This window comes from Herbinix luporum (assembly GCF_900070325.1).
Lineage (GTDB): Bacteria > Bacillota > Clostridia > Lachnospirales > Lachnospiraceae > Mobilitalea > Mobilitalea luporum.
On sequence record NZ_LN879430.1, the window covers coordinates 834411 to 847559 of the forward strand.

At 35.0% G+C, this 13149-nt stretch carries 13 protein-coding genes; 10 read left to right on the forward strand and 3 right to left on the reverse strand.

Annotated elements, in window-relative coordinates:
• Window positions 1–8 precede the first annotated feature (8 nt).
• Entirely contained in the window at window positions 9–578 is a 570-nt protein-coding gene (locus tag SD1D_RS03815) for a manganese efflux pump MntP (protein WP_058257692.1), read from the reverse strand.
• 393 nt (window positions 579–971) lie between these two features.
• On the opposite strand from SD1D_RS03815, the gene SD1D_RS03820 reads away from it, so the two are divergent.
• The 5 genes from SD1D_RS03820 (at window position 972) to SD1D_RS03840 (ending at window position 6081) form a co-directional block, all read left to right on the forward strand.
• Window positions 972–1850, forward strand: a complete 879-nt coding sequence (locus tag SD1D_RS03820; protein WP_058257693.1) for a DegV family protein — start codon at window positions 972–974, stop codon at window positions 1848–1850.
• Between the two features lie 66 nt (window positions 1851–1916).
• Window positions 1917–2756, forward strand: a complete 840-nt coding sequence (locus tag SD1D_RS03825; RefSeq protein WP_058257694.1) for a sugar phosphate isomerase/epimerase family protein — start codon at window positions 1917–1919, stop codon at window positions 2754–2756.
• Between the two features lie 87 nt (window positions 2757–2843).
• Entirely contained in the window at window positions 2844–4154 is a 1311-nt protein-coding gene (locus SD1D_RS03830) for an MFS transporter (protein WP_058257695.1), read from the forward strand.
• A 52-nt stretch (window positions 4155–4206) separates the two neighbouring features.
• Window positions 4207–5028 carry a glycerophosphodiester phosphodiesterase family protein gene (locus SD1D_RS03835; RefSeq protein WP_058257696.1) on the forward strand — a complete coding sequence of 274 codons (822 nt, stop codon included), beginning with the start codon at window positions 4207–4209 and terminating at the stop codon, window positions 5026–5028.
• A gap of 135 nt (window positions 5029–5163) precedes the next feature.
• On the forward strand, window positions 5164–6081 hold the full coding sequence (locus SD1D_RS03840; protein WP_058257697.1) for an alpha/beta hydrolase: 918 nt from the start codon (window positions 5164–5166) through the stop codon (window positions 6079–6081).
• Window positions 6082–6163: 82 nt separating this feature from the next.
• Here the strand turns inward: SD1D_RS03840 and SD1D_RS03845 are convergent, their stop codons facing one another.
• Together SD1D_RS03845 and SD1D_RS03850 are read right to left on the reverse strand one after the other, a co-directional pair.
• Window positions 6164–6754 (reverse strand): LPXTG cell wall anchor domain-containing protein, encoded by a 591-nt coding sequence (locus tag SD1D_RS03845; RefSeq protein WP_058257698.1) that lies wholly within the window; start codon window positions 6752–6754, stop codon window positions 6164–6166.
• Window positions 6755–6879: 125 nt separating this feature from the next.
• Complete coding sequence (locus SD1D_RS03850; RefSeq protein WP_058257699.1) at window positions 6880–8079, reverse strand: argininosuccinate synthase; 1200 nt, start codon at window positions 8077–8079, stop codon at window positions 6880–6882.
• Between the two features lie 263 nt (window positions 8080–8342).
• Here SD1D_RS03850 and SD1D_RS03855 point away from each other — a divergent pair, with 263 nt between their 5' ends.
• The 5 genes from SD1D_RS03855 (at window position 8343) to SD1D_RS03875 (ending at window position 13047) form a co-directional block, all read left to right on the forward strand.
• Complete coding sequence (locus SD1D_RS03855) at window positions 8343–8948, forward strand: Maf family protein (protein ID WP_058257700.1); 606 nt, start codon at window positions 8343–8345, stop codon at window positions 8946–8948.
• A 101-nt stretch (window positions 8949–9049) separates the two neighbouring features.
• The gene (gene argJ, locus SD1D_RS03860; protein ID WP_058257701.1) at window positions 9050–10270 is read left to right on the forward strand and encodes a bifunctional glutamate N-acetyltransferase/amino-acid acetyltransferase ArgJ; all 1221 of its coding nucleotides are present in this window, start codon (window positions 9050–9052) and stop codon (window positions 10268–10270) included.
• 50 nt (window positions 10271–10320) lie between these two features.
• Entirely contained in the window at window positions 10321–11214 is an 894-nt protein-coding gene (argB, locus tag SD1D_RS03865; protein ID WP_058259187.1) for an acetylglutamate kinase, read from the forward strand.
• Window positions 11215–11263: 49 nt separating this feature from the next.
• Complete coding sequence (locus SD1D_RS03870; protein ID WP_058257702.1) at window positions 11264–12463, forward strand: aspartate aminotransferase family protein; 1200 nt, start codon at window positions 11264–11266, stop codon at window positions 12461–12463.
• A gap of 149 nt (window positions 12464–12612) precedes the next feature.
• Window positions 12613–13047, forward strand: coding sequence for a DMT family transporter (locus tag SD1D_RS03875; protein WP_058257703.1), 435 nt, complete (start codon window positions 12613–12615; stop codon window positions 13045–13047).
• The last annotated feature ends 102 nt before the right edge of the window (window positions 13048–13149 follow it).

The window sequence follows — 13149 nt, forward strand, 5'->3', positions numbered from 1 at the left end:
TAATACAACTAAATACAACTTTCAACAAAAATTTTAACACCGATTAAAATTAATAAGATTCCCCCGCCTAATTTTGCCCTGATACCTAACAGGACACCGAACTTACGGCCGATGTAAACCCCAAATGCACAGCAAAGAAATGTAATAATTGCTATTATTATAGATGTGGTTGCAATATTGGCATTAATTGCTGCTAAGCTGACACCAACAGCTAATGCATCGATGCTGGTTGCAATACCTTGAAGGGTTAAATTCTTTGCGGAAAAAATATTCTTTGTACCACATACATTTTCAGTATCTCTATGCTCTTTTATAGCCTCAACTATCATATTAATACCAATTATACCAAGTAAAAATAGGGCCACATAGTGTTGATACCGGGTAATAACATCAGTAAAAGTATTACCTAATACGTAACCGATAACAGGCATAATTCCTTGGAAGCCTCCAAAGGTAAGGGCAGTGGTGTAAACATTTTTGGCAGTGATTTTTTTACTGCACATTCCGTTGGTAATTGATACAGCAAATGCATCCGTAGCTAAGCAAAAGCCAAGAAGTATCTGAGTTAATAAATCCATATAAATATCCTCACATATTCCGTATTTTTTTATGGTGGGAATATATATTAAGACTCACAATAAAACTCATGCATGGTTATTTAAGCCATACATGAGTCTCGTTCTTTAAGGCAAGCCAGATTTGCACGGTGTACAAATCAAGATGTTGACTTCCACACATACCTAATATACAAGGTATGCAAACTACTCCCTCATAATATTATATTAAATAGAAGTTTAGCATATCTATAATTTAAATTCAAGGTTTTACTTTTTTACAATAAATTTAAATTTTTTCAAAATAGAGCAGTAAGATAAAGAATATAATTTTCTTTTAATGTAATTTGCTTGATAAGCAAACTTATATAATATAAAATATTTATTATAGGTTTTGATTATAAAAGGAGAGTAGAGATGAGAGATTATGTTATTGTAAGTGATGCAACATTAGACTTGCCATATTCTATAATTAAGGAATATGGGATTAAAGTAATTCCCATGGGAATTGTTATAGACGATGTTGCTTATAACTATCATCCTGATGAAATAGAATTAACTATTGATGATTTTTACAAAAGACTAAAAGAGGGAGCTAATAGCCATACAACTCAAATAACACCGATATTATTTATGGAATATTTTAAAAAGCTCTTAAATGAAGGGTTAGATATTATATATATAGGGTTTTCATCAGGATTAAGTGGTACATACAGTGCCGCAAAACTTATAGAAAAGGAACTTACTGAAGAATATCCAGAAAGTAAGATATATTGTATCGATTCAAAATGTGCCTCCATAGGAGAAGGTTTATTGGTATACCATGCGGCATTACAAAAGAAAAAGGGATTAACAATTGATGAGCTAAAGACCTGGGTCGAAGAAAACAAATATAATTCCAGGCATTGGTTTACCGTCAGTGATTTATTTTACTTAAAACGTGGAGGCAGAGTTACATCCTTTGAAGCAGTTGTAGGAACGGCTCTTCGTATCCGTCCGGTTTTAAGTACCGATGAGGATGGCAAACTGACAGTTGTTTCAAAAATCAGAGGTACAAAGGCTGAAATGGAATTTTTAATATCCAAAATGATGAAAGAGGGTATAGAACTTTCTGAGCAGACAATTATTATCGGACATGGAGACAATCTTAATCAAGCAAAAGAATTAGAAAGCCAAATAAGAAGCAAAAATATTGTTAAGGACGTTATAATATCTCAGATTGGTCCTATTATTGGTACCCATACGGGCCCGGGGATGCTGGCTCTAGTATATATGGGGAAGAAAGGTGATTTATAAAATAAAGTAATTTGTTATATAAATTTTATAATATATATTTTTATATTTTACTTTTAGGAGGAAAAGATGAGAATCGGAGGAGAAATTAAAAAAAATTATAAGAATCCTGAAGAATGGTTGGGGTTGGTAAAGGAACTAAAATATGGAGCGGTCCATGCACCTATAGGATATGATGCTTCATATGAAGAAAAGAAAGCATACTTAGATTGTGCCAAGGAAAATAATATAGTAATCGGTGAAGTAGGAGTATGGAGAAATCCCATATCCCCTAATGAGGCTGAGGCAAAAAAGAATTTGGAATACTGCAAAAAACAGCTGGCCCTGGCAGAGGAATTGGGGGCAAGGTGTTGTGTTAATATAACAGGTTCTAGGGGAGAAATCTGGGACGGCTTTTATAAGGAAAATTATGATGAAGATGTATATACCTTAATTGTGGATACCACCAGGGAGATTATTGACAGTGTAAATCCAAAACGTACCTTTTATACCCTTGAACCTATGCCTTGGATGATACCGGATTCTCCGGATGCATACCTTCAATTAATAAAAGATATTGACCGTAAGGCATTTGCTGTCCATCTGGATTTTACCAATATGATTAACTGTCCCATACGCTTTCTAAAAAGTGATGAATTTATTGAAGAATGTTTTACAAAATTGGGACCTTATACAAAGAGTATCCATGCTAAGGATGTTATAATGGAAAAAGCCTATCCCTGTGTAATTAAAGAAGTTATGCCGGGAAAGGGCATGCTTAACTATAATAAAATTGTACATTTAATTAACCGTCTAGGAGATGATATACCGGTATTTGTTGAGCATCTTAATACCCATGAGGAGTATTTGGAAGCTTCTACATACGTTAGAGATATTGCAGTAAGTGAAGGAATAACAGTTATACAGTAAAGTCATGGTGCCCTAACTAAAAGTAATAATTAAGTTGTATTAATACCTATAAATATAAATACCAATTATGGTTAATAGGAGGATAAGATGAAACTTAATTACAAAAGAACTTTTTTTGTGGGATTTGCATTTTTATCTATTTGTGCATTTTGGGAAGTTTATGAAGGAATTGTTCCTAAAATGTTGGAAGGTACATTTGGACTTGGTGAAACGAAAGTTGGGGCTATCATGGCAATAGACAACGTCCTGGCCTTGTTTTTACTGCCTATTGTGGGAGCTATATCAGATAAGGTTAATACCCGTATCGGTCGACGTATGCCTTTTATACTGGGAGGCACCCTTATGGCAGCTGCTTTTATTCTAATCTTACCCATAGCAGATTATCAGGGGAATTTTATTCTTTTTATGGTAGCTTTAGCAGTAGTATTACTGGCCATGGCCTCTTATAGGTCTCCAGCGGTTGCCTTAATGCCAGATGTTACCCCTAAGCCCCTTAGGAGCAAGGCAAATGCTATTATTAATCTGATGGGAACCTTAGGAGGAGTATATGCATTATTAATGACATTATTGCTATATAAAGATGACGGATCTGTTAACCTTCCTGTTTTTATCAGTGTAGTTGCTATAATGATTTTATCTTTAATATTCCTTATGGTAACAATTAATGAGAATAAGCTGAGTAAAATAGCCAAGGAAGAAGAAAAGGCCTTTTATTTGGAAAATGATATGCTAAAGGAAGGTCTTAAAGAAGAACAAGAATCTAAAGAAGATAGTCATTCTTTAGATTCTTCAGAAGAAAAAATGCCTGCAGATGTAAAAAGAAGCTTTGCTTTTATAATGGCCTCTATTTTCCTATGGTTTTTCGCTTATAATGCTGTTAAAACAGCATTTTCAAGGTATGCTGATAGGGTATGGGGGTATTCCGGAGGAACCTATACCTTTCCCCTAATGGTTGCCATGGGAGCAGCCTTAGTAAGTTATTTTCCCATCGGTATTATTTCAAATAAAATAGGCAGAAAGAAAACAATTATAGCAGGTATATTGCTTATGACCTTCTCTTACTTGTGTGGCTTTTTAATTAACCAGGCAACACCCCTAATCAATGTGGTATTTGCTTGTACCGGCATCGGATGGGCTGCAATTAATGTTAATTCCTATCCTATGGTGGTTGAAATGTGTAAATGTGCTGATACCGGAAAATATACCGGATATTATTATACATTTTCCATGTCGGCCCAAATAATAACTCCCATTGTATCTGGATTTTTGATGGAGAAGATAGGAGTTTACACCCTTTTTCCTTATGCTTTGGTATTTTCTATAGCTTCTCTATGTACCATGCTTTTTGTAAAACATGGGGATTCCATTATACAAGTTAAAAAGGAAGAAGAAGCATAAAAGAAAATAGTAAATATATATACAGATTATGGGATAAATAAGGAGTAGCTATATGTTATTGGAACTTGGTATATTTTTGACAGTCTTAATTATACTTTATCTCTTGGCCATAATGCCAAAATTAAAGGAAAATCCAAAAATCAAACCATTTTGCGGATTGTACTATGCCCATCGTGGTTTACATGATAATAAGTCAGAGGCTCCTGAAAATTCCCTGGCAGCATTTAAAAAGGCTGTGGATAATGGTTATGGAATTGAACTTGATGTCCAGATTACTAAGGATATGGTTCCGGTTGTTTTTCATGACAATGATTTAAAGCGGGCCTGTGGTGTGAACAAAAAGATTTCTGAAATAGAATATAAAGATTTAGCTAAGTATAGATTATTTAAATCTAAAGAAAAAATACCCACTTTGCGGGAAGCACTTAACTGTATTGATGGCAAGGTTCCCATTATAATTGAATTGAAAATACCTTGGAATCCTAATAATATATGTATGGCAGTTTCCAAAGAACTGAAAAATTATAAGGGACTCTTCTGTATAGAATCTTTTAATCCTTTTGGACTGGGATGGTATAAAAAGCATTTTCCGGATGTGGTAAGAGGGCAGTTATCCACAGATTTTGCCAAAGAAAAAATAGAAGGCAGCAGGATGCAGTATTTTATTTTAAAACATTTACTATTTAACTTTCATACAAAGCCTGATTTTATTGCCTATGATTATAAGTATAAGAAAGGTCTATCCTTTACTATATGTAGAAAATTATATAAAATAAAGACGGCAGCTTGGACCATACAATCTCAGAAGGATTTAGAGGATAATAAAGAGTATTTTGATATGATTATCTTTGATAGCTTTATACCAAAGAAATAAAGATAAGACTTAAGACCAAAGGTTAATTTAAGGTTAATTTTTGGTCTTAAATTTATTTTGGGGTATATTCTAAAAATACATGGGTATCATTCTGATATATAGATTGAATGGAGATATGATATAAGGATGTTTAAGATGATCTTACTTTGGCTGGGCACTTTTTTGTGGGGACTTTCCAATATGATACTTCGACCAAAAAGACTATCAAGTGGTATGGTATATAAAATGGCGGTAAGAGACGGAAAACTTAATGAGGAAAGGTATAAAAAAATTAAAAAGAAACAGTTTATGGTTCTTTCCGACTACGGTTATAAATTATCCTGTGAACTACTTATACCTGCTTATTGGAATAATAAAAATATCGCCATTCTATGCCATGGGTTTTCTCAGTGCAAATACAAGTCTTTAATATATGCAGAAATCTTTATAAAGATGGGATTTGCTGTTTTGATTTATGACCATAGGAATCATGGTTTAAGCGGAAAGGCATATACATCCATGGGGTATTACGAAAAATATGATTTAAAAAAACTGGTTGATTGGTGCCTAAAGGCCTATGGTTCTGATTGTAAGATTATTACCCATGGGGAATCCATGGGGGCTACTACAGTATTATTGCATTTGGGAATAGATGATAGAGTTATATGTACAATTGCAGATTGTGCATATTCTGATTTAAAAGAATTATTAATTCATCAATTAAAATCCTATTATCATCTGCCTAAACTATTGATACCTATAGAAAGTTTTATTACTTACCTAAGAGCCGGTTTTAGGTATGAAGATGTATCTTGTGAAAGCGTTATCAGGAAAGTAAAGACACCGGTATTATTTATTCATGGTAAGAAGGATAGTTATGTTCCTGCAATAATGTCTAAAAAGATGTATAAAAGTAAAGAAAGAAATAAGGCCTTATATTTAGTGGCCGGAGCCGGACATGGCAAATCATGTATAGTAAATCCAAAAGGTTATGAGGAAAAAGTAGAAAAGTTTGTAAAAAAATACATTGATCAAAACTATATTAGCGAAAAAGCAAGCTCCTTATGTATATAGTATTTTAAATTAAATTGGGTGTATCAACTATATAGTTGATACACCCTTATCTTTATGTATTATAAAATGTGAGCAAATGAAATTAATCTTCTTTCTTCTTGAGAAGAACTGCACCGGTACCAAATGCAGCTGCCCCTAGACCAAAGAATATAGCTGTTGAAACAACCCCTGTCTTAGGAGTGGAATCGCTAGCTGCAGCTTCCGAATCCCCACCAACTGTTAAAAGAACATTTCCGGCTTCATCTTTGAATTCCATTTTTGTAACCTGAAGTGGTCCTTCAGATTTATTCTGTAAGTTAACTACAGCTTCACACCAGCTGGTGCCGTCACCGTTCATTTCAAAATTATAAACTTTCTCACCGTCTACGCTTTCACCCTTTTGCATAACAGGAAGCCAACCGGCATCAGAGTTGTAGATAAACTCTAAATCGAAGGAAGCTTTTCCGGTAATGGTGATATCTACAGATCTTGTTGCATGTGCAATATCAGTATCTCCAAGTACGTTGCCGCCGCCGATAATTTTAACCCAAACATCATTGTCTGTTGCTACACCGGCTTCTTCGGGATAGTCATAAGGAAGTTGGTCAGTACTTGCAAGTGCAGTGCCTACAGTTAATGACAGGCAAATAATCGTAGCAAGAAATCCAGCCAAGATTTTGCTTCTTAATTTCATTATAACTCCTCCTTAATTTTATAAAAAATAATACATGTTAATTTTAACAAATCTACTATTTTTTGTATATTAACAATAAGGATAAGTTTGTTACTATATTTTGTTAATACTGCACAATTTTTGCATTAAAATCCCTGTTTTAATGCACGAACCATCATAGACAATCCAAAAAGATTTATAAAACCTTCGGCATCTTTATGATTATATAGTTCTCCTGTAGTGAACGATGCAATACTTTCATCATATAAAGAATATAAAGATGTGGTTCCTTGCTTAATTATATTACCTTTATAAAGTAAAAGCTTAACTTCCCCTGTAACATATTCCTGGGTGGAATCAATAAATGCTTGGTAGGCTTTTCTTAAGGGAGCAAACCATTTTCCTTCATATACTAGGGAGGCAAAGCGGTTGGCAATTTCTTTTTTCGCAGATAGGGTATCTCTATCTAAAATCAGTTCCTCCAACTGGGTATGAGCTTCCATAAGTATTGTTCCCCCGGGAGTTTCGTATACTCCTCTGGATTTCATTCCAACAACACGGTTTTCAACTATATCTACAATGCCTATACCATGCTTTCCCCCAATAACATTAAGCTCTTTTATAATATCAGTAGGAGACATGGATTTACCGTTTAAGGCAGTAGGTATTCCCTTTTCGAAGCTAAGACTTATGGTCTCTCCGTTATCCGGTGCCTTCATAGGTGGTACACTAAGCACTAATAAATGATCATAATTAGGTGCTATTGCAGGATCTTCTAGTTCCAGTCCTTCATGACTGATATGCCATAGGTTACGATCTCTCGAATAGCTGTTATCTGCAGAGAAAGGTAGATTTATTCCATGTTTAGCACAGTATTCAATTTCTTCTTCCCTAGAAGATAAATCCCAGATTCTCCAAGGAGCAATTATTTTAAGATGGGGTGCTAAGGCTTTAATAGTAAGCTCAAAACGTAGCTGATCGTTACCTTTTCCTGTGGCCCCATGGCATATGGCAGTGGCCCCTTCCTTTTTTGCAATTTCGACCAGTTTTTTTGCAATAACAGGTCTAGCCATGGCAGTGCCTAGAAGATATTTGTTCTCATATACGGCACCGGCTTTTACACAGGGAAGGATATAGTCTTCTACAAACTCATCTACTACATCTTCAATATATAATTTTTCGGCTCCGGATAGTTTTGCCCTTTCTTCCAGTCCCTCAAGTTCGCTTTCTTGCCCCACATCAACACAAACACAAATTACTTCATAATCATAATTTTCCTTTAACCAAGGAATAATAGCTGTGGTATCTAGACCACCGGAATATGCAAGTATAACTTTTTCTTTCATAGTACTCTCCGTTCCTTTCATTTAAATAATTTTGACATAAGAGAAAATTCTTTTTGTAATATAAAATATATTCTTGTCCTATGTGATTAAATATACAATAATATTTATTAATATGCAATAGAAAAATAAAAAAAGATTATAAAAATACAATAGCAATATACTTTATAATTTTTCTGCTTTACATTTTATGTTATATTATTATAATGAAAAATGATTATTATAGTAACTAACTATAGCTAGCATATGTAACGAGAGGAGAAATTATGTTCAGAATTATACTTGCATCAGCATCCCCTAGAAGAAAAGAAATTTTGGAGCAGATGGGCATTGCTTATGAAGTTATGGCTGCCCAGGTTAAGGAAGAGGTAGAGGAGAAAGAGCCTGCAGCTATGGTAGAAGCTTTAGCTTCTCTCAAGGCTAAGAATGTGGCAGAAGGGATTAAAGATGGACAAGATAACTACATTATTATAGGTGCTGATACTATGGTTTTTCATAAGAATAATGCCCTAGGAAAACCTAAGGATAGGGAAGAAGCTATCAAGATGCTTCAATCTCTTTCTGATGATATTCATGAGGTGTATACAGGAGTCTGCATAATAATAAAAAGTAATAATAAGGTTAAGGAATTTAATAAGGAGATAGTTTTTAGTGTAAATACACAGGTAGTAGTTGCTCCTTTAAGTATGGAAGAGATTATTGACTATGTAGACACAGGAGAAGCCTATGATAAAGCCGGTGCTTACGCTATACAGGGGGGATTTGGTATCTATATAAAAGAAATTCATGGGGATTATTATAATGTTGTCGGTTTTCCTATAGCAAAGATATATGAAAAACTGCTTGAGCTTGGAATAAATATAAAAAAATAAAATAGGTGTTGCATAATAATAAATCCTAGTGTATAATTATGAAAAACAATTCACTGTTGATTGAATAATTACATATTATTCATCAAGGATGGAGGAATATTATGAATATAATTACCGGAGGTGTTACATCACCTAAAGGATTTAAGGCAGCAGGAATTTATGCTGGAATAAAGAAAAAAAGAAAAGATATGGCTCTGGTTTATTCTACTGTTCCTGCTAAGGGAGCAGGAACTTTTACTACAAATATAGTTAAGGCAGCTCCTGTATTATGGGATATTAAGCTGACAAAGGAAAGTGAAAATATTCAAGCCCTTGTAATAAATAGTGGAGTTGCCAATGCATGTACCGGCAAAGAAGGGGAGAAAAATAATTTTCTTATGGCTAAGGCAGTGGCTGATGAATTACAGCTTCCTGTTGAAGCTGTATATACGGCATCCACAGGGGTAATCGGAAAACAGCTACCTATTGATATAATAAAAGAGGGTATCCCTAAGCTGGTTAAGGAATTAGAAGATACAAAAGAGGCCGCATCTATGGCGGCAGAGGCTATAATGACAACTGACACATATTCTAAAGAATATGCTGTTACTTTTAATTTAGGCCAAAAACAGGTAACCATAGGTGGAATGGCTAAAGGCTCCGGAATGATACACCCTAATATGGCCACATTGATTGGTGTAATTACAACAGATATAGCAATCAGTAAAGATTTGCTTCAAGAAGCATTGAAGGAAAATGTTAAGCATACCTTTAATATGATTTCTGTGGATCGGGACACCAGTACCAATGATACATTAATTGCCCTAGCCAATGGAATGGCAGGAAATAATACTATTACTGAAAAAAATGAAGATTATGATATATTCTGCAAAGCTCTAAATCTTGTTACAAGTAATTTGGCTAAAATGATAGCAGCTGACGGAGAAGGTGCCACAAAACTTTTAGAAGTTACGGTAAAGTCAGCTAAAACTTGGGAGGAAGCAGTTAATTTAAGCAAATCTATTATAACATCAAACCTGGTTAAAACAGCAATCTTTGGTAATGACGCTAATTGGGGAAGAATATTGTGTGCCATGGGCTATTGCGGAGTGGAATTTGACCCTAACAAGGTGGATATTTTCATAGAGAGCAATGGTGGTAGCCTAAAACTAGTTGAAGATGGAGTAGCAGCAGATTATTCTGAAGAAATGGCTTCAAATATACTATCATCCCAAGAAATAAGGGTAATTGCTGATATAAAACAAGGCTTGGCCCATGCGACTGCATGGGGTTGTGATTTATCCTATGATTATGTAAAAATTAATGCAGAATATCGCTCTTAGTAGATAGTAACTTAAATAATAATCTGAAAGGAATAAAGCATATGGAATACATGGATCAGATTCTACTAAAGGCTCAGACCTTAATTGAGGCCCTGCCATATATTCAAAAATTTAATAATAAAAAAGTTGTAGTAAAATATGGGGGCAGTGCCATGATAGATGAAAATCTCCAGTCAAATGTTATAAAAGATGTGGCGCTGCTTAAACTGGTGGGAATGAAGCCCATAATTGTTCATGGTGGAGGAAAAGAAATAACCTCTTGGTTAAAAAAGCTAGGCCATGAATCTAAATTTGTGGAGGGACTTCGGGTTACCGATGATATGACCATGGAGATTGCCGAAATGGTACTAGGAAAAGTTAATAAGAATCTAGTACAAATGGTTGAAAAACTGGGGGTTAAAGCAGTAGGAATCAGCGGTAAGGACGGAGCTACCCTTAAGGTTGAGAAAAAATTAGTAAATGGAAGGGATATAGGATTAGTAGGTAATATAAAGGAAGTTAATATAGATTTAATAAACACCTTAATTGATAATGATTTTGTTCCTATAATTTCCCCTATAGGATTGGATGATAATTTTGTCAGTTATAATATCAATGCCGATGATGCAGCCTGTGCTGTAGCTACAGCCATAGGAGCAGAGAAACTTGTATTTTTAACCGATATCGAAGGTGTATATGCAGATCCAAATGAGAAAAAAAGCCTTATCTCCGTCCTAACACTAGATAAAGCCGATGAACTTTTGGCCAGTGGATTTGTCGGTGGTGGAATGCTGCCTAAATTAAAAAATTGTGTAGATGCTGTTAGAAATGGAGTATCCCGGGTGCATATTCTAGACGGTAGGATGCCCCATTGTCTCTTGTTGGAGTTTTTTACAAACAAGGGAATAGGAACAGCAATTATACATCAGGAGAATCTTTTTGATAATGAAATAGGCACTTGTTAAGTAATTTAAGGTCTTGGCCATGTCCATATAGGAAGGGGAGATTAATACAATGGATTTAATTGAAAAATGTATTAATGAAGCGGAAAATGTGTTTATAGGTACCTACAATCGTTATCCTGTAGTACTTAATTATGGCAACGGTATGTATTTGTATGATGTTTATGGTAAACAATATCTTGATTTTACATCGGGAATAGGAGTATTTGCCCTAGGGTATGGAAACCGGGAGTATGTTTTGGCCCTAAAAAATCAGATAGACCTGCTACTTCATACATCCAATTACTTTTATAATATTCCTTCTATTGAAGGGGCAAAGAAACTCTCTAAAGCTTCCGGCATGGATAAGGTGTTTTTTACAAACAGTGGAACTGAAGCTGTGGAAGGGGCTATCAAGCTTGCCAGAAAATATCACTATAAAAAGACAGGTAAAACTGGTGGGGAGATAGTTGCCATGGATCATGCTTTTCATGGCAGAACTATGGGTGCTTTAAGCATTACGGGAACAAAAAAATACAGAGAGGCTTTTGAACCCCTAATTGGCGGGGTGAAATTTGCAGAGTTTAACAATTTGGATAGCGTAAAAGTTTCTATAAATGAAAACACATGCGCTGTCATAATGGAGCCGGTCCAGGGGGAAGGGGGTATCTACCCCGCAACGGAGGAATTCATTAAAGGAGTAAGAAAACTTTGCGATGACAAGGGTATATTGCTGATTTTTGATGAAATCCAATGTGGAATGGGTAGAACCGGCTCCATGTTTTCATATCAGGGCTACAAGGTAATGCCTGATATTATGACCAGCGCTAAAGCCTTAGGCTGCGGTGTACCGGTTGGAGCATTTGCGGCAACCAAGGAAGTGGCAGCAGCATTTGAGCCCGGTGATCACGGAACTACCTATGGGGGCAATCCCATGGTGACGGCAGCTGTAAGTAAGGTATTTGACTTATTTGAATACAAAAAAGTCACAGAACATGTTAATATCATGGGACAGTATCTTTATCAAAGACTTAGTGAATTAAAGGATAAACATGATATTATTAAAGAACATCGCGGGATTGGACTTATGCAAGGTTTGGAATTTGAGATTCCTGTTAAGGATATTATATCAGCTGCTTTGGATATGGGACTTATATTAATATCAGCAGGAACCAATGTAATACGTTTTCTGCCACCGCTTATATTGGACCATAAGCATGTGGATGAGATGATATCAATCTTAGAGCAATGTATTGACAAGTTGAACAAATAAAATAGCCGCCATAAAATATCAGTTTACTTATATGCAGATATTTTATGGCGGCTTTTTACTTAAGCAAAAATGGAATGTATTTGTATACTTATAATGAAAACTGGAAATGTTAAAGAAGGATAGTTATTATTAGGAAAGGTTTGATAAGTATGTGGGGTATTATAATTGCCATTGTTTCCGGTGCATTAATGAGTATACAGGGAGTATTTAATACCGGTGTGACAAAACAGACCGGTATTTGGGTTTGTGCAAGTTTTGTACAATTTAGTGCCCTAATAGTCTGTCTTGGGGCATGGTTTTTTACGGGACGTAGTAGCAGCTTTATGGATCTTCTTAAGATAGATAATAAGTATATGCTACTTGGGGGAGCTATAGGGGCATTTATTACCTATACGGTTATAAAAAGTGTGGAAGCCTTAGGCCCTGCCAGAGCAAATATGTTTATTATTACTTCTCAGCTGCTTATAGCATATATAATTGAGCTTTTTGGCATTTTTGGTTCGGAAAAGGTAGACTTTCAGTGGCGTAAGTTAATAGGAATTATAATTATAATTGGAGGAATTATTACTTTTAAATGGGAATAACGATAAAAAAAATTTCAATTAATTTGTTGAAATGCCTATTGTATTAACTTCGCAGTTTAGGTAAAATAAAGATAAGTCATCATAATAAAGTATAGAGGGTAC

Coding starts and splice junctions, on each gene's coding strand:
- SD1D_RS03850 (WP_058257699.1), bottom strand. CDS start 8,079: ATGAAAGAAAAAGTTATACTTGCATATTCCGGTGGTCTAGATACCACA.
- SD1D_RS03825 (WP_058257694.1), top strand. CDS start 1,917: ATGAGAATCGGAGGAGAAATTAAAAAAAATTATAAGAATCCTGAAGAA.
- SD1D_RS03830 (WP_058257695.1), top strand. CDS start 2,844: ATGAAACTTAATTACAAAAGAACTTTTTTTGTGGGATTTGCATTTTTA.
- SD1D_RS03855 (WP_058257700.1), top strand. CDS start 8,343: ATGTTCAGAATTATACTTGCATCAGCATCCCCTAGAAGAAAAGAAATT.
- SD1D_RS03815 (WP_058257692.1), bottom strand. CDS start 578: ATGGATTTATTAACTCAGATACTTCTTGGCTTTTGCTTAGCTACGGAT.
- argB (WP_058259187.1), top strand. CDS start 10,321: ATGGATCAGATTCTACTAAAGGCTCAGACCTTAATTGAGGCCCTGCCA.
- SD1D_RS03845 (WP_058257698.1), bottom strand. CDS start 6,754: ATGAAATTAAGAAGCAAAATCTTGGCTGGATTTCTTGCTACGATTATT.
- SD1D_RS03840 (WP_058257697.1), top strand. CDS start 5,164: ATGATCTTACTTTGGCTGGGCACTTTTTTGTGGGGACTTTCCAATATG.
- argJ (WP_058257701.1), top strand. CDS start 9,050: ATGAATATAATTACCGGAGGTGTTACATCACCTAAAGGATTTAAGGCA.
- SD1D_RS03875 (WP_058257703.1), top strand. CDS start 12,613: ATGTGGGGTATTATAATTGCCATTGTTTCCGGTGCATTAATGAGTATA.
- SD1D_RS03820 (WP_058257693.1), top strand. CDS start 972: ATGAGAGATTATGTTATTGTAAGTGATGCAACATTAGACTTGCCATAT.
- SD1D_RS03835 (WP_058257696.1), top strand. CDS start 4,207: ATGTTATTGGAACTTGGTATATTTTTGACAGTCTTAATTATACTTTAT.
- SD1D_RS03870 (WP_058257702.1), top strand. CDS start 11,264: ATGGATTTAATTGAAAAATGTATTAATGAAGCGGAAAATGTGTTTATA.